Genomic DNA, 16,442 nt, shown 5'->3' with positions numbered 1-16,442 from the left:
AATGAGAAGAAGTATTAAATCCAGGCTTATCAAGAACTTCATGCTGATAATACTTGTGACTGTTATATTCCTGGAAATTTTACTGATAACAGGAATAAGAAATCATTATTATAGAAACGTAGAAGACATTCTGACAAGTCAGATTGAGTTTTCTACTACTTTTTATGCCCGTTACTTCTCATCTGGAAATCTTGAAGGTATCCTGATTGAGGATACCGACATATTTTGGCAGCATACTGCAGCTCAGGTTCAGATTCTGGACCTTGAAGGAAACATTCTGATGGATTCCCTTGGGATCAACTTTACCGACAGAATAGACACACCTGACATACAGCAGGCCATCAATGAGGGAAGAGGAGTGTGGACTGGCAATGTGGAATATGACCAGGAGCCGGTTATGGCAGTTGCAATGCCCATAGAGAGTGCCGGAGAAAGCATAGGTATCATAAGATTCATTTCCAGCATGGAGGAGACGAACATAATTATTAGACAGATTTCCCAGATCCTGATTCTCATTGGACTTCTGGTTGTTGCCATATCAGGGGTTTTGAGCCTGTTCCTGGCAAATTCCATTATAAAGCCACTGAAGGAGGTAACCGATGTTGCGGAAAAAATGGCGGATGGTCAGTTCAAGGTCAGAAGCCAGGTCAAGGTGAATGACGAAATCGGAAGGCTTTCCCACACCCTAAACTATATGGCAGAGGAGATCACCAGGAAGGAAAACATGAAGAACGACTTCATATCTTCAATCTCCCACGAGCTTAGAACTCCACTCACATCCATAAAAGGCTGGGCGATCACCTTAAAGGATTCCGAAGAACTGGACAACGACCTGCTAATGGATGGACTCAATATCATAGAGGGTGAAAGCGACAGGCTGACAGGCATGGTTGAGGAACTACTTGATTTTTCAAGGTTTACATCTGGAAGGATCTCCCTGGTTAAAGAGATGGTGGACATCAAGGAAACCCTTAAGACAGTTGTCTATCAGATGATGCCCAGGGCTATAAACAATAGTATCGATTTTACAGTTAACATCGATGATGATATTGCTCCCATATTGGGAGATGAGAACAGGATAAGACAGGTACTGATAAACCTGTTGGACAATGCCTTCAAGTTTACAGGTGAGGGAGAAGTAAGTCTGGCTGCATATGAGGAAGAGGAATATCTCGTAATTCAAATAAGGGACAATGGTCCGGGGATTCCTGAGGAAGAGCTGCCCTATGTGAAGGACAAGTTCTACAAAGGTCAAAACAGCAAATCCCACAGCGGAATTGGTCTTTCCATCTGCGATGAGATCATCACCCTGCACGGTGGAACATTCAAGATCGAGTCTCAGATAGGAGAAGGTACAGTGGCAACAGTAGGCTTCCCAAGGGAGGTGTCGGCATGAGAAAAATATTAGTGGTAGCTATGATAGCATTGTCATTCCTTATGACATCCTGTGCTGTGATCGAAGGTGAGACCAAGGAGAGGATAGTCGCACCCGACAACAATCTATCACCCATAACGGGAAAATGGGAGGTTGCTGAACTTGTTTACACCCTGGGTTCAGTGAACAATCAGGAAACAGTTTCACGTGTGGGAGAAATAGGTCTCTTTCACAAGGAGGGAGTTGTCCTTGGACAGGACTATACATCAACACCTTCATTCAAGATCAAGAAGGTTCGGACAAGGGACTATCTCATTTCAAAATTTAAGCTCAATCCCGCATCCCTGGGGATAGAGGAGGATTATATCAAGGTAATTACCATAATAAACGAAGATCAGTATTTTACTGAGTTCATAGAGCTTGATGAGGATACGCTACTTGTATATTTGGATGAACGTTTCTACAGACTCGAAAGGCAGCTGGAGAAGGTTAGCCTGGATGAGGTGGAGAGGTATATAAACGTTGAGAAGAGTGTGCAGAGAAACCTTGGTGAATCGTCGGATGAGAGTTTAAGTACAGGCCTTCTGCTTGGAGTACGGACTCAGGGCTTTGACGATGCCTACCAGATACCCACCTGGGAATATAGAACCTATTGGATAAACATGCAGAACAGGAGTCTAGAGGGACTGTATGAGCTTGACAGGATTTTACTGCCCAGGAAAAACGGATTTTGGTTTGTGGACCAGGAAAGAACTGTTGAGAAAGGGATTATATCAGATGAAATTGAAGCCACTCCACTTTTTACACCAGAGGATAATTCAGGAATAATGGAGGCCATGGTCTTTGACTCAAGAGAGAGGACATTGCTGGATGAGAGGCCAGTTCCCTCAATACTAAAAAATATCCTCTTTGTTGGAAATGACTATATTTCAGTTGAGAACATTGAGCTGGAAAGGGATGATAGAAGGTCCCTCCACATATATGCGGTGGACAATCTGTCTGAAAAGAAACCTATCAAGCTTTCAGACCTGGTAGGTGAAACAGGAAGGGATCTATTCCTTGAAGGAGTCAGAAGCGTTACTGCAGTTGACGAGAAAATAATGATAAACGAAGAGAATGTTGGCCTTGTCAGAAGCAAAGGATATTGGACGTTGAAGGGAAGGATCAATTACAAGGAAAATGACAGGGAGCTCTACAGGGACTTCAATATCAAGGCAATACCGCCAAAGGAAATGGTAAGCTATGATGAGCTTGCAATTCCATGGGATGCAGTGAAGCTTACAGTACCTGATGTGGAGGATGTGTTTTCATCTCCAAACAATGAATTTATGGTTGTAATAACCACTTCCCATATTGTAATATATTCCTTGGAGGAGTATGATATAAATAATACTCCTGTCGCCAGAATAAGGCTGCCCAATGATTCTGCAGTAATTATGTCGGAGTGGGCAGTTGGAAGATACCCTGGCATATGGCAAAATGAAATGATAAAGCATGGAGCTGTTCAGATTGAAAGATAGCCTCCAGGGACACAAATAATTGAAGGGAATGATTTTATGGAGACTTTTACTAGCCTGTTTTCAAAGGTTAAAGATATATTGGCTGAACTGGGTGGGTATTACGATGACTCGAGGATGATAATTTATGTTACTGCAGGGGTTATGGGAATAACACTGCTCACACATCTTATTTTCAGAAAGATAAGGATAATGAAATACCTCCCTGGACTCATAGTTCTTGGAATTGGGCTGTTCAACCTATATAGCGTGATGGATACCCTTACAGCAGATGAAAGTCTTGTGAACCTGTTGCTATTTATCATAGGAACTGTGGCAGGTCTTGTGGGAATGCTATTTGCCCTTATAATTGGGATATATTCAAAACCCGTCAAGAAGAAAAGAAGAAATTCAAAGACCAACAAAACAGAAAAGACTGAAGAAGCGGCTAAAAGCTAGAAAAAACCCTGAATCTATCATAGATTCAGGGTTAATATATGTCTGGGTCTTTAAAATGTATGGTTGATATACCTGCTGCTCCTGATTCCAGGCATTTTATGACAGCTTCCCTGGTATCCAGAAATCCGCTTGAAATCACGGGAATCCTTGTTTCCTTGATTATATGGACTATGAGGTGAGGCAAAACGGCAGGGAGCACAATTGCACAATGGGGTCTGGTTTCCTTGATCTTCTCGATGGTGTAGTTTAGCTTGTATTCGTTGTAGACCGAAAATCTGCCTAAAGTGAAAATGCCCATCTCCTTGCTCTGTTCCATAAGTACGGGCTTGGATGTTATTATTCCATCTATCTCGATGTTCTTTGATATAAACTCCAGTCCCCAGGAATCCTTTGAATAGCCTTCGATGGCATCTAGATATATGTATATGTTCTTGCCCTTATTGTGAGCCTTTTTGCAAAGCTGCCTTAGATTGAATATGTTTCCTGTCATCATGAAGATATTCTGACAATTGGACTCCAGAGCAAGGTTGAACTCGTCAAGTGTATTTACCTCAGCTATGACTGGATACTCAATTAAGCTGTTAAAGAACTGGTTCATCTGAAGCCTCCTGAATCAATTTAATTTTTTCCTGGCGGGAAAGTGATTTTATGGATATCTCTCTTTTCATTGCAGAGCTTTTGTCAGGATGCTCTTCGGAATAGACCATATTGACAGGAAGCCTGGACCTTGTGTACTTGGAGGCCTTACCTTCGTTGTGCTTTTTCAAGCGTTTTTCCAAACTGTCAGTATAGCCTGTATAAAGGCTGTTGTCATTGCATCTAAGGATATATACGAAAAACAATCTAGTCATCCTTTCCATCTATTATGTCCAGCACCTTCTTGATTGTATCATATGAGTGGCCTTTTCTCTGTAAGAATCCTCCGATTCTCCTGAATCTTTTGTCAGACCTGTCATGGAGTATTGAAGAGTATTTGGATTTCACAAGGTCCACAAGCTCCTGAACCTCCTCATGGTATTCCTCGTGGAGAGCTGTATCCACTGACTCCTTGGATATTCCCTTTTGTGAAAGCTCGTTTCTGATCCTGTAGGGACCAAAATTCTTGTAGGTGGTCTTGTCCCTGACATAGGCTCTGGCAAAGTCCAGATCATCTACATACCCGGCTTCCCTCAGAAGTTCAATTACATTATCCACCGTGTTTTTTTTGAACTCCTTTTTGAGGAGATAGTCCTCCAGCTCCTTTTGGGTGCGCTGTCTATAGCTTAGATATTCATAAGCCTTTGCTTTTGCACTTTGAAGCTCATCCTTGGATTTGATCCTTTCAAGTAGACTTTCATCTATCTCCATGCCTTTTTTCAATCCAAGCTCTTCCTTTGTCCATAGGAACAGCCCAAAGGCAAAATGGTTATCTATGAAAATGTTTACCCTTTCAGGATCCTTCTGTGATGTTATGTTTGTAATAATCATGTTCAACCCTTCTGGAGTTCTAATCTTTCTTGATGAGAACGTATAAACCCAAAATTATCAAAAGTGCAGGCCATAGTCTCATTATCTGGCGGATTGTATGGGAAAACCATGGGAAAACTATATTTCCAAGTAGTACAGCTCCCAAAAGCACCAAACCAATTCCTATTACGGTTCTGCTGTTGTCCTTACGTTCAACACCGTCCCCTTTGTCCTCATGAATGTAGCCATCATCTTCAGGTATCACCAGACCGCATATGAGGTATGCCAGTGCGAAGGTACCGAAGGAAGTTAATGCCAGTATAAACCAGATCAGTCTAATTATAGTTGAGTCAATGTTAAGGTATTCGCCAAGACCTCCACATACTCCGAAAATGTATTTGTCGGACCTTGATCTTCTAAGATTTTTCATTCTATTCCCTCCCATTTAATTTCTCATTTTGATAATACCAGATTTAAGGGGTGAATAAAATAGGAAGCTTAAAATAATCAAATTTAAATGGGTTTTAATTCCCTTGCAAACCTGTTTGTGGTAACATAAACAAGAGGTGATGTTATGTTTGATCTTCTTTCCATAGGTCTAAAATATGTGTTTGTATTTATTATTTATTTATTCATTTTCACCATAATCAGAATGATATATCTGGACATAAGAAATGTAGATTATGGGAATCTGGATTCGGGAGCTTATTTGAAGCTTCTCAACAGAATTGATTCCCTTCCTTACAACTTGAGCGACAGCTATCCAGTTGAAGCTGAACTGACGCTGGGTAGGCAAAAGGACAATACCATTCAGATTAAGGATCCCTATATATCAAAGAGGCATTTCAGGATCATCAAGGACGAGGAGGAGTTCTTCCTTGAGGACCTGGGCAGTTCAAATGGAACCTACCTGAATGGAGAAAAGATCCATGATGTTGTTAGAATTGGAAAAGGTGATATTATAAAGGTTGGAGAGTTGGAATTTATCTTTATAAACGGAGCATAGAGAGGTGATACTATGAACGAAGGGCTAATCAACAAGGCTCCGAGAAAGCTTTTGTTTCTATTTGAAATCCTATCCCTGTCATTGATCTTTCTCTACAGCTGGGAGGGCATTCAAACTGAAACCTATGTAATTGCAGTGGGACTGGTTCTGCTCATTTACTTTTCAAATTATTTACTGGGTAGGATATCCAAGGGCGACAACTACATCTTTTTGATTGTTTGTATGCTTGTTTCCATTGGAATAATAATGATTTACAGGATAAGTCCCGACCTGGGACTAAAGCAGCTGATGTGGTTGACATTTGGTATTGCCATGTTTTTTGCTGCGTATTTTGCGGTTAGGTACATCAGCTTCTGGGGAAGGCTGACTCCAATCTATTTGTTGGCCAGCTATGCTTTGTTTGCCTTGACACTGATAATGGGCTCAAGAACCCACGGGGCGATCAACTGGATAACCATTTCCGGAGTGAGTGTCCAACCAGCTGAAATCACGAAAATAGTACTTGTATTCCTACTTGCTGCCTTTTATGGTGGGGATGAAAAATATAGAAAAATTAAAAATGGCGAAGTCTATTTGATGATAGTGGTATATTCCTTTATCGGATTGTTGTTTCTGCAGAGGGATCTGGGTACGGCATTGATATTTTTCGGTGTTTTCACAGGACTTCAGTACATCTATTCCCAGGATAGACGCCTTATCTGGGCTAACCTTGGACTGGCAACCGTAGGTGGTATAGCAGGCTATCTGATCTTTGACCACGTAAGGGTAAGGGTGACTACATGGCTCAACCCATGGCCTCACATTAACGACAAGGGATACCAAATAACTCAGTCTCTTTTTGCGATATCTGAAGGGGGCTTCTTTGGGACGGGTCTGGGTAGAGGGAACCCATCATTTATTCCCTTGTCATACAATGACTTTATTTTTTCTGCAATAAGTGAGGAGATGGGTATTTTTACAGGTATCGGCATTATAATGCTGTTTATGCTACTGGTTTACAGAGGCTTTAAGATAGCCTTGAGCCAGGAGAATCAGTTTTTTAGGATAGTGGCCCTGGGAATAAGCATGATATTTGGAATACAGTCCTTTATCATAATCGGTGGGGTTTTGAAGGTAATACCGCTTACAGGCTTGACTCTGCCCTTTGTATCCTATGGAGGAACCTCCGTTGTGACAAGCTTCATAGCCTTGGGAATACTTCAGGGTGCCTCTGAAAAAAGGGGAAGGGGAGGTATTGGAAATGAATAGTGAAAGAAAGAGAATCATTACAATTCTAGTGGCCCTCTGTCTGGGTTTTGTGCTTCTAATAGGATACTTAAGCTATTTCCAGATGTTCAGGGCACAGGCTGTAAGGGACAACTCCTACAACAAGAGGCTTTGGATCAATGAGGACAATATTTTAAGGGGAAGCATAGCTGATAGGGACGGTGAGGTTCTGGTGTACTCTGAAACCAGAGATGGAGAGGCGCATAGAATCTATAGATATGACAATCTTTACAGCCATGTCATTGGCTACAGTCTGAAGGATTATGGGAAATCAGGCCTGGAAAGAAAATATAATTCATACCTGGTAAATGCAAATGAAAATACTGCAATAAATGAGCTGATCAACCTTATAAACCCTTCTGGTGTTGGAAATAATCTGAACCTGACAATTGACCATGACCTCCAAAAAAAGACAAGGGAGCTTATGAGCGGTAAAAAGGGCTCGGCAATTGCCATAAACCCAAAAACTGGGGAGATACTGTCCATGGTCAGCGTACCTGATTTCAACATAGGGAATTTAAGCGAAAACTGGAATACAGTATCAGAAAATCCTGACAGCCCTTTGCTGAACAGAGGGACACAGGGCCTTTATACTCCTGGTTCAGTATTTAAGATTCTTACGGCTGTAGGGGTAATCCAGAATGGTCTGCCTGAAGCCATATATGAGTGCAGCGGAAGCACGGTAATAGACGGCTATACAATAAGGGACTTTGATGAGAGCGGGCATGGGCCTTTGAACCTTGAGCAGGCCTTTGCCGTTTCCTGCAACACCTATTTTGCTGATCAGGCTGTTGCAATGGGTCATGACAAACTCAGGGAAATTGCAGAGAATTTATCATTCAATCAGAAAATCACCTTTGACCTGGAAACAAGCACTTCAACCTTCCCCAAGGACTCCATAGGCCTAACGGACCTTGGTGCTTCTGGAATAGGTCAGGGAAGGATTCTTGTCACTCCCTTGAATATGCTCATGATCGTTTCCGCAGTGGCAAATGATGGGTATATGCCTATGCCCTATTTAGTTGAATCCGTCGTTTCCCCAGGAGGCATGAGAATAGACTCACACAGGAGCGAATCCAGGAAGGTGATGGAAAATGGCGAGGCACAGGCTCTAAAAAACATGATGAGAGAGGTCGTGAGATCGGGAACGGGAACCAATGCGGGCATCAGTGGTGTCCAGGTGGCAGGGAAGACCGGAACAGCTGAGAATTCCTCCGGGAAGAACCATGCATGGTTTGTGGGCTTTGCACCCTTGGATGATCCAAAGGTAGCAGTGGTTGTTTTGCTTGAGGAGGAGGGTTCCTCAGGGGGCAGGTCTGCCGCTCCAATAGCTAGAGAGATCATAAGCTTCGCTCTAAACAGTATAACAAATTGATAAATGCTCCCCCCGGGGAGCATTTTCTATAGGAATTTACTTTTAAGGTTGTTCCAGTACATGTCTTTACTGAAATTGAGCTTGTAGATTTTCTTGCTGGACATTGTAAGGTCAATTGAAACTATATTGTCATACTTGAATTCCATACCATCGTTAAGGACCAGAATGGAGTTTTCGTACCGCAGTTCCGGCTTGATCTGGATTATGGCCTCCCCTGGGATTATGGCACTGTTTGGAAGACTTCTGTATGCACTTGAGTTGATTGGTGCCAGAGGTGTTATCTGTAGTGATTCAAGGCTTGGATAAACAATACTTCCACCAGCTGAGAAATTGTAGGCGGTGCTTCCGGATGGAGTGGAGACTATCAAGCCATCGCCACTGAATCTCTGTAAATGGTTATCATTTATGAAAACTTCCAGGTGCACAACCTTGGAACGTACTCCCTTGATCACGATTTCATTGATGCCTGTAAGATAAAAGCATTTACTCTTTGTGCATACAGTTGCATCAACCATATAGATCTTTTCAACCTGGTAATCCTGGGCCTTGTACCTGCGAATGAAGGAATCAATTTCATTGGGCAGCAGTTCCTGGAAGAATCCGAGATGGCCTGTGTTTATACCTATAAAGGGAATTTCGGGGAAGGCATTTCTGTGGATAGCCCTTAGGAATGCTCCATCTCCACCTATGCAAATGTTCAGTTCGGCCTTGTCATTATAGGTTTCTGAGGGTTCAAAACCGTTTTTTCTAAGCTTGTATATCAAGTTTTTCTTGGTTCTTCTGGATTCATAGTTTTTATTTGAAATAATGTTGATTATTCTTTCATCGCTCATATTACACACCCTTTGCATTTTAAATATCTTAATTCACTGGTCTTATCTAAAAATAACTAAAATTTTACGCGATTCCTGATATAATGATTTTAACACATCACAATGAGTATTGAAAGATGGGGAGGACAACATTAATGCCTAAAGAGGACGTAAATACACTGATGTTTGTAAATAAGGATATGTCAAAGGGTCTTGGAGACTTCCTTAAGGAGAAGGGACTCTCAGGGAGAATGATTAAAAGAGCATTGTCAAGCAATGCTATCAGCATTGAAGGTTCCGTATGTAAAGGCAGTGAGACTGTTCCCAGGGATGCAGCTGTATGTATTGAACTGGCTGATGAGAAGAGTGATATGAAGCCACAGAAAATGAAGCTTGAAATCCTGTATGAGGATCTGGACCTGTTGGTTTTGAACAAGGAGCCTTTCACCCTGGTTCATCCAACACCAAATCATCCTGATGGGACCCTATCCAACGGAGTTGCAAGCTATTTTCTGGAAAGTGGCCTCAAAAGAAAGATCAGGATCCTTAACCGGCTGGATAGGGATACCTCCGGAATCATCATATTCCCAAAGAACTCCTTTGGACATCAACAGCTTGCATCCCAGATGGACCAGGGGAAGGTAGAGAAGATCTATCTTGCGATTGTCCACGGAACCATGGAGAAGGATAGCGGTGAAATAAATCTGCCCCTTGGAAAGCATGACGACGGTATCAGACAGACTGTAAGGAATGATGGCATGGAGGCAATAACAAGATACAAGGTGCTGGAAAGGATGGGAGGGGGCACCCTGGTGGAGCTGGAGCTTCTAACGGGAAGGACCCACCAGATCAGGGTTCACCTGTCTCATCTGGGCTATCCAATAATGGGGGACCATCTGTATTCACAGGAAGAGGCGCAAATAGGAAGGCAGGCACTTCATGCCCATGAGCTGTCCTTCCTTTTACCAAGGACCCATAGGAGAGTAACCTTGAGGGCAGAAATTCCAGAGGATATGAAAAATCTTATAAATTTACTAAAATCATCAAAAAATTGATGGAATGCATTGAAGTGAAGTGGAATAAGTAGTATAATATACTCAAGGAATGTTTCTGCGATGTGCGTTATTCTCATATAATTCAACCGACATATTAAATACGGGAGTCAGAAGTCTGAAAGTGGATAACAAGCCCTCAATGAGGGGACGTTAGAAGTTTTTGGCAAGACACCCACCTGCACTTACGCGGGTCTGAATTAGACGAGAGGACGGCATTGCGGGAATTAATCTGAAAATAAAAACCCTTCTAGGAGGGTTTTTATTTATGCCTATTTTTAGGTGTTATAAAAAGCAATAGTTCTGTCACTGTATCTGGATGGGGAATTTTTTTCTGTTTCTAAATAGATAAATGTACCTAAAGCCCATTTCCTTGAGAATCCTTTCACTTGACCTGTACTCATAACCCACATGTTCTGCAATATGGGCATCAGATCCGAAGGTAATGATATCCCCGCCCAGATCCTTGTACAGTTTTAGGATCGATGGCTTTGGGTTGGCCACATTTAGCCTGTATCTCATTCCGCCTGTGTTTATCTCAATGCCCTTTCCCTTGTCGATTATGGTCTTTAGGATGCTTTCAATCTTGTCCATATAGAGGTCATATCGCCTTATAACATCCTCATCATCTATGTACCTGTCAATAAAGTCTATATGTCCCACCACATCATAGTTTTCATAGGACTTTACACAATAGAGCAATTCATCGTAATATCTGGATATTATCTCAGATGAAGACAGTTCGGTACTGCTGTAATCGTGGAATATATCCTTGCGATTTATTGTATGAAGTGACATTATTACAAAATCAAATTCATTCTCCTGGACAAATGTGTCATACCTGGCTTCAAGCCCGGGCTGCATTCCTATTTCAACCCCTGCCAGTATCTCGATCTTGTTACGGTACTTGTATTTGACCTTGTTGATGTCTCTGAAGTAGTCAAGGGGTCTGAAAAGAAGGTCTATTTTATCCTCAGTCGCTTCAAAATCAACATGATCAGTGATGCAAATGGTCTTAATGTTCTTTTCAAGGGCTGATTTGACTATGGATTCCATGGTTGCCTTGGAATCCAGGGAAAAATTACTGTGAATATGAAAATCGTACATTAATTACAACTCCTGTCTTTTTCGTTGTTCTTGGTTCAATGATATCCTTTATAAGGGCCTTATGCAAGAGATAAAAAAGAAAAGCCATCAACAGATCACTGAAAGCTCTCCTTGTACTGAAGCTGATACAGGTTATAGTACAGTCCCTTGTTTCTCAGCAGTTCCTGATGGGAGCCCATTTCCTTGATCTCACCCTGCTTAAGGACTATAATCTTGTCTGAGTGTTGAATGGTGGACAATCTGTGTGCAATGGCAATGGAGGTCCTTCCCTCAACAAGCTTGTGAAGGGCGTCCTGTATCAACAGTTCCGTTTCTGTGTCAATGCTTGAGGTAGCCTCGTCCAGCACAAGAATTTGGGGGTCATAGACAAGGGTTCTTGCAAAAGCAAGAAGCTGTCTCTCGCCTGAAGAGAGGGTGGAACCCCTTTCCATAACCGGTTCATTGTAGCCCTGGGGCAATCTGGATATGAATTTGTGTGCATTTACATACTTTGCTATTTCAATTACCCTATCATCGCTGATGTCCTTGTTCAATCTAATGTTATCTCTGATATTGCCGGTAAAAATAAACACATCCTGTAGAACAACACCAATTTTTTGCCTGAGGGTGTTTTTGTCCAGATTTTTGATATTCACACCATCCAGAAGAATTTCTCCCTTCTGAATATCGTAGAATCTTGTCAACAGGTTGATGATCGATGTTTTTCCAGCACCTGTTGCACCTACTATTGCAACGGATTCACCTCTGTTTATCTTGAAGCTTATGTTTTTAAGGACCCAGTCCTCATCATTATATGCAAACCAAACATTCCTGAATTCGATTTCACCTTTAAAATGTTCAATTTTATCAGGGTTCTCAGGATTTTCGATTCGCATATCCGTATCAAGGATCTTGAATATCCTTTCACTGGATGCCATAGCCGACTGTAGAATATTGTACTTTTCGGTAAGGTCCAGTATTGGATCGTAGAATTTTTGAAGGTAATTTATAAATACAAAGAGAACTCCGAATTGAATGCTTCCAGAGATTACGTTCCCACCACCATAATAGACCAGAAGAGCGATTCCAAGGGATCTGATTACTTCTATGGATGGTCTGAATATTGCAAAATAGGTGATTTCCTTCTTTTGAATGTTGAGATACTCCGTATTGATACTATTGAAGTTTTGGAAAAACTTGTTTTCCTTCTTGAATATCTGGATTGTTCTCATACCGGATATGTTTTCATTCAGGCTGGAGTTGATCTTTGCCAGCTGTACCCTGCTGAGTCTGTAGACCTCTCTGATGTACTTCCTGAATACTATGGATATAAGAAGTATGACCGGTATCAAGGCAAAGGATACCAGGGCAAGCTGTATGTCCAGTCTCAGCATTACAATCATGATTCCACTCAGCATAAAGAAGTCCTTGAATAGGTTGACCAATACATTTGTATACATCTCATTCAAGGTCTCGGTATCATTGGTGACCCTTGTGACCAGCCTTCCGATTGGGTTGTTGTCAAAATATCTTACTGCAAGGTTCTGCAGGTGGTTGAACAGGTCACCTCTGATATTGAATATGATTTTCTGGCTTGTATAGTTGAGGATATATATCTGGAGGTAGCTTAGAATGAAAGTCAATAGAATTACAGCAGCAAACAGGATGGCGATCCTGTCCAGTCCATCAATGTCCCTGGTCCTGAAGGCAAGATAATCCTCATTGGAAAGGAGCCAGCCAGAAGAGCCGGTCTCATCCACATCCACCAGATAGTAACCATCGGTTCTTTGAACAAGGGTCTTGACAGGATAGTTGTCCTGGTTGTCGTATTCTTCCTTCAATACATATACATTACCATCCATCGCCACTCCACCATGAGGAGGGGCATATTCCATCGGAACTTCGACCAAATGTCTTTTGTATCCACTTATGTGGTCATCGATGGCTATCTTGACAAGGTAGGGATTCAGTAGCTCCAAGCCTGTTATGACTATAAGCAGGAGAATTGAAACGGTTAAAAGAACCCAGTAGGGACGTGCATACCTCAAGAGTCTTTTCATCAACTTCCAGTCATAGGCTTTCCCTAGCACTTCTTCTTCATGAAGTTTGTCCATTTTCATCCTCCTCACTTCTGACCTGTTCCTCCAAAAGCTGTCTCTGATACAAGTTGTAGTACTCGCCCCTTCTGTCAAGAAGCTCCTGGTGAGTACCTTTTTCAACGATTGAACCTTCATCAAGGAAAATGATCTCATCAGCACCCTTTACGGTTGAAATCCTATGACTGATAAGGATTGTGGTGATATCCCTTGAGAAGCTTCTGATTCCCTTCAATATCTTTTCCTCTGTCTGGGTGTCAACCGCAGAGAGGCTATCATCAAGAATCAAAACCGAGGGTTTTTTTACAATTGCTCTTGCAATGCTGAGTCTTTGCTTTTGACCTCCGGATAATGTGACCCCACGTTCACCTATGATTGTTTTGAATTTCTCTGGAAACTCCATTATGTTATCATAAAGCTGGGCTATTCTACTGGCTTCAACGATTTCTGACTCATCCGGTATCTGGTCAAATGCCAAAGCGATATTTTCCTGTATTGTTTGTGAAAAAAGGAAATTATCCTGAGGTATAAAACCAACATCCTTCCTTAAGTCATCAAGTGAAACCTCCCTAATCTCATGTCCATCCACAAGTATTTCACCGCTGGAGGTATCGAACAATCTCAATATCAGATTGGCGATAGTACTTTTGCCGCTTCCGGTCCTTCCTGTAATTGCAAGTGTTCTTCCAGCCGGAACCTTAAAGCTGACCTGTGTCAGTGCATCATGGTTTGAGTTTGGATAGGCAAAGGATACCTCCTTGAATTCAATATCACCCTTAAGGGGGGATATTGCTATAGGAGAATCCTTCTGGACAATCTCAGATTTTTCATTGAAGATCACATTAAGTCTATCTAATGATGCCGCACCACGCTGTAGAACATTGATGACCATACCCAGTGCTCTGGTGGGCCATATGATAATCCCCAGATATGAGTTGAAGGCGACAAAATCCCCTAGGGATATTGAACCGTTGATTACCTGTCGGCCACCGTAGAAGATAATTACCAGATAGCTTATGGAGCTTATCAGTTGAAGGAGGGGGTGAAAGCCACCATGCACCTTCACAAGATCCATGTTTTTAGTGAAATTGTTTTGGTTGACCCTTTCAAAGTTGTCAGATACAAGTCTTTCCTGGACGAATGACTTGATTACCCTGATGCCGGAAAAGCTTTCCTGGGTGATGTCTGAAAGGTCTGAAAAGGCTTCCTGTACAACCTTGAACTTCTTGTATATAATCTTCCCAAATCTGGTGACCAAAAGCATTATGATGGGAAGTGTAAATACAGCAGCAGCCGTTAGCCTTAGATTGGTGGTTCTGACCATCATAAAAAGTGAGAACATAAGCAGGAATCCTGAATCCACAATCATTATTGTACCAGGTCCAAGAGCCATTCTTACTGCATTTATGTCATTGGTGGCATGTGCCATGAGATCACCGGTCTTGTGGGTATTGAAGTAATTGGGCGACAGAGTGAGCAAATGAGAGAACAGCTTGTTTCTTAGTTTGTACTCAATTTCTCGGGATGTCCCTATCAGGTAGATTCTCCAGAAGTATCTACCTACTCCGATAAACAGACCCGTAGCAACTATCAGAAAGGCATAAAAAAACAATCTGCTCCGATCCAGGTTTCCAAATTGAAGGTCATCCGTTAGCCTTCTGAGAATCTGGGGAACCATAAGCTGAACTCCATCTATCACTATCAGCCATATTACACCTATGATGTAATATTTCTTATGCTCAAGAAAATACTCCTTTATTGTCAAAAATGATTTCATTGTGATCCTCCTTACGGTACTTGAGTGTCAAGTAACATTATATCAATTTTTGAGTGAATTTTCCTCCTATTTCCAAATATGGCGATTTTTTTAAAACAAGGGTGAAAACCCACACCAAACAGTGAGCTTTGGTAATTAATTTGTCAAACTTTGATTATTACTTATATTTTGGGGGTAAAGTGTGTGTATAGAAAAATTACAAAGGGGAGATATAATGATGAAATTGAATAAGATCATTGAGGAAAAGAGAAAACAAATGGAGAAGGCCAAAAAGAAAGAAACTGCCAAGAATGTAGCTGTTGGTACAGCTATAGGTACTGCATTAGGTGCAGCGGCAGGACTTTTATTTGCACCGAAGTCCGGTAAGGAAACAAGAGAAGAGATTACAACCAAGAGCAAGGAAGTAGCAGATAATGTGAAGGTTAAGGTTGAAGAGCAGCTGGACACAACCAAGGAGCAGCTAGAAAAGGTAAAAACAGATGTTGAAAAAGGTTGGGTTGAGTTGAAGGAGAAGGCTAAGAAGGACAAGGAAGAAGCAGAAGAGGCTATTGAAGAAGCTTCTGACAAGGCGGAGGATGTTGTTGAAGAGATAAAAAAAGGAGCTGAAGAGGTTAAGGATGTAGCCAAAGACACCAAGGAAGATGTTGAGAAAGAAATTAAGAAATAGCAAATCTAAGGGGGGATTTTGATGGATGTAACCTTGACGCTGGCAGATTTGCTAAAGCTGGTTTTATTTCTATTGGGCATAGGGGTTCTTGGATACTTACTCCTTATTTTAAGGAATGTCAACAAGGTACTTGGTCAGGCTGAAGCCGTACTGGAAGCTAATGTAAATGAAATTGATGCCACAATAAAGCAGTTGCCTGAAATTACCGAGAACGTAAATAAAATCACCAATGAAGCCAATAAGATGATTTCTGATATGTCACCGGATTTGACTGGTGTAGTTAGAAATGTAAATGGAATAACAACCAAGATAGATGACATGGCAAATATAATTGACAATACTGGTCACAAGGTTGGGGATACTGTAGACGTTCTATCAGAGACACTTGCAGAGACGGCATTGGCATTCCAGTTTAACGCAAAATCAGTTACATCGTACATTGAGATTATTAAAGAGATAATAGAAATCGTACGAGACAGTATTAAAAAGTACTAGTAGAGCCCTGAGGGGCTCTATTTTATTACGAATA

The 16,442-nt window shown here is 41.6% G+C and carries 17 protein-coding genes and 1 other RNA gene; 10 read left to right on the top strand and 8 right to left on the bottom strand.

All coding sequences use genetic code 11. The features are described from left to right. The first annotated feature begins 1 nt into the window (after window position 1). The 3 genes from ACKVDP_RS10885 to ACKVDP_RS10875 are packed head-to-tail and all read left to right on the top strand — an operon-like array spanning window position 2 to window position 3,330. Window positions 2-1,396 carry a sensor histidine kinase gene (locus ACKVDP_RS10885; RefSeq protein ID WP_409228886.1) on the top strand — a complete coding sequence of 465 codons (1,395 nt, stop codon included), beginning with the start codon at window positions 2-4 and terminating at the stop codon, window positions 1,394-1,396. Then, window positions 1,393-2,895: a hypothetical protein gene (locus ACKVDP_RS10880; RefSeq protein ID WP_409228885.1), complete on the top strand. Its 1,503-nt coding sequence runs from the start codon at window positions 1,393-1,395 to the stop codon at window positions 2,893-2,895. The genes ACKVDP_RS10885 and ACKVDP_RS10880 overlap by 4 nt, the downstream gene beginning before the upstream one ends. Before the next feature lie 36 nt (window positions 2,896-2,931). Continuing rightward, the gene (locus ACKVDP_RS10875; RefSeq protein WP_409228883.1) at window positions 2,932-3,330 is read left to right on the top strand and encodes a cytochrome C biosynthesis protein; all 399 of its coding nucleotides are present in this window, start codon (window positions 2,932-2,934) and stop codon (window positions 3,328-3,330) included. A gap of 31 nt (window positions 3,331-3,361) precedes the next feature. On the opposite strand, the gene ACKVDP_RS10870 is transcribed toward ACKVDP_RS10875, so the two are convergent. Genes ACKVDP_RS10870 through ACKVDP_RS10855 form a run of 4 tightly spaced genes read right to left on the bottom strand, consistent with a single transcriptional unit; the run spans window position 3,362 to window position 5,206 of the window. Then, entirely contained in the window at window positions 3,362-3,928 is a 567-nt protein-coding gene (locus ACKVDP_RS10870; protein WP_409228882.1) for a glycerol-3-phosphate responsive antiterminator, read from the bottom strand. Beyond that, window positions 3,912-4,181 carry a GIY-YIG nuclease family protein gene (locus ACKVDP_RS10865; RefSeq protein ID WP_409228880.1) on the bottom strand — a complete coding sequence of 90 codons (270 nt, stop codon included), beginning with the start codon at window positions 4,179-4,181 and terminating at the stop codon, window positions 3,912-3,914. The genes ACKVDP_RS10870 and ACKVDP_RS10865 overlap by 17 nt, the downstream gene beginning before the upstream one ends. Next, a complete protein-coding gene (locus ACKVDP_RS10860; RefSeq protein ID WP_409228879.1) occupies window positions 4,174-4,797 on the bottom strand; it encodes a regulatory protein RecX in 624 nt (207 codons plus the stop codon). The genes ACKVDP_RS10865 and ACKVDP_RS10860 overlap by 8 nt, the downstream gene beginning before the upstream one ends. Window positions 4,798-4,816: 19 nt before the next feature. Beyond that, window positions 4,817-5,206, bottom strand: a complete 390-nt coding sequence (locus ACKVDP_RS10855) for a PspC domain-containing protein (RefSeq protein WP_409228878.1) — start codon at window positions 5,204-5,206, stop codon at window positions 4,817-4,819. A gap of 144 nt (window positions 5,207-5,350) precedes the next feature. On the opposite strand from ACKVDP_RS10855, the gene ACKVDP_RS10850 reads away from it, so the two are divergent. From ACKVDP_RS10850 to ACKVDP_RS10840, 3 genes are read left to right on the top strand one after another with little or no spacing between them, the layout of a single operon-like run. Beyond that, on the top strand, window positions 5,351-5,782 hold the full coding sequence (locus ACKVDP_RS10850) for an FHA domain-containing protein (RefSeq protein ID WP_409228877.1): 432 nt from the start codon (window positions 5,351-5,353) through the stop codon (window positions 5,780-5,782). Window positions 5,783-5,794: 12 nt separating this feature from the next. Next, the gene (locus ACKVDP_RS10845) at window positions 5,795-7,030 is read left to right on the top strand and encodes an FtsW/RodA/SpoVE family cell cycle protein (RefSeq protein ID WP_409228876.1); all 1,236 of its coding nucleotides are present in this window, start codon (window positions 5,795-5,797) and stop codon (window positions 7,028-7,030) included. Then, window positions 7,023-8,423, top strand: a complete 1,401-nt coding sequence (locus ACKVDP_RS10840) for a peptidoglycan D,D-transpeptidase FtsI family protein (protein WP_409228875.1) — start codon at window positions 7,023-7,025, stop codon at window positions 8,421-8,423. The genes ACKVDP_RS10845 and ACKVDP_RS10840 overlap by 8 nt, the downstream gene beginning before the upstream one ends. 26 nt (window positions 8,424-8,449) lie before the next feature. On the opposite strand, the gene ACKVDP_RS10835 is transcribed toward ACKVDP_RS10840, so the two are convergent. Further along, a complete protein-coding gene (locus ACKVDP_RS10835) occupies window positions 8,450-9,256 on the bottom strand; it encodes an NAD(+)/NADH kinase (RefSeq protein ID WP_409228874.1) in 807 nt (268 codons plus the stop codon). A 134-nt stretch (window positions 9,257-9,390) separates the two neighbouring features. On the opposite strand from ACKVDP_RS10835, the gene ACKVDP_RS10830 reads away from it, so the two are divergent. Together ACKVDP_RS10830 and ssrS are read left to right on the top strand one after the other, a co-directional pair. Continuing rightward, on the top strand, window positions 9,391-10,290 hold the full coding sequence (locus ACKVDP_RS10830) for an RluA family pseudouridine synthase (protein WP_409228873.1): 900 nt from the start codon (window positions 9,391-9,393) through the stop codon (window positions 10,288-10,290). Between the two features lie 49 nt (window positions 10,291-10,339). Next, window positions 10,340-10,518: non-coding RNA, 6S RNA (gene ssrS, locus ACKVDP_RS10825), on the top strand. A 75-nt stretch (window positions 10,519-10,593) separates the two neighbouring features. On the opposite strand, the gene ACKVDP_RS10820 is transcribed toward ssrS, so the two are convergent. The 3 genes from ACKVDP_RS10820 to ACKVDP_RS10810 all read right to left on the bottom strand — a co-directional run bounded on the left by ACKVDP_RS10820 (window position 10,594) and on the right by ACKVDP_RS10810 (window position 15,246). After that, window positions 10,594-11,394 carry a histidinol-phosphatase HisJ family protein gene (locus tag ACKVDP_RS10820; RefSeq protein WP_409228872.1) on the bottom strand — a complete coding sequence of 267 codons (801 nt, stop codon included), beginning with the start codon at window positions 11,392-11,394 and terminating at the stop codon, window positions 10,594-10,596. 95 nt (window positions 11,395-11,489) lie between these two features. Continuing rightward, on the bottom strand, window positions 11,490-13,487 hold the full coding sequence (locus ACKVDP_RS10815) for an ABC transporter ATP-binding protein (protein ID WP_409228871.1): 1,998 nt from the start codon (window positions 13,485-13,487) through the stop codon (window positions 11,490-11,492). Beyond that, a complete protein-coding gene (locus ACKVDP_RS10810; RefSeq protein ID WP_409228870.1) occupies window positions 13,471-15,246 on the bottom strand; it encodes an ABC transporter ATP-binding protein in 1,776 nt (591 codons plus the stop codon). Before ACKVDP_RS10810 ends, ACKVDP_RS10815 begins: the two co-directional genes overlap by 17 nt. A gap of 214 nt (window positions 15,247-15,460) precedes the next feature. On the opposite strand from ACKVDP_RS10810, the gene ACKVDP_RS10805 reads away from it, so the two are divergent. Together ACKVDP_RS10805 and ACKVDP_RS10800 are read left to right on the top strand one after the other, a co-directional pair. Further along, on the top strand, window positions 15,461-15,913 hold the full coding sequence (locus tag ACKVDP_RS10805) for a YtxH domain-containing protein (protein WP_409228869.1): 453 nt from the start codon (window positions 15,461-15,463) through the stop codon (window positions 15,911-15,913). A gap of 21 nt (window positions 15,914-15,934) precedes the next feature. After that, window positions 15,935-16,408, top strand: a complete 474-nt coding sequence (locus ACKVDP_RS10800; RefSeq protein ID WP_409228868.1) for a hypothetical protein — start codon at window positions 15,935-15,937, stop codon at window positions 16,406-16,408. The last annotated feature ends 34 nt before the right edge of the window (window positions 16,409-16,442 follow it).

This window comes from Gudongella ferriphila (genome assembly GCF_046224405.1).
Classification (GTDB): domain Bacteria; phylum Bacillota; class Clostridia; order Tissierellales; family Tissierellaceae; genus Gudongella.
Note: the sequence above shows the minus strand (reverse complement) of the source record. Positions and strands in the feature narration are given on the sequence as shown.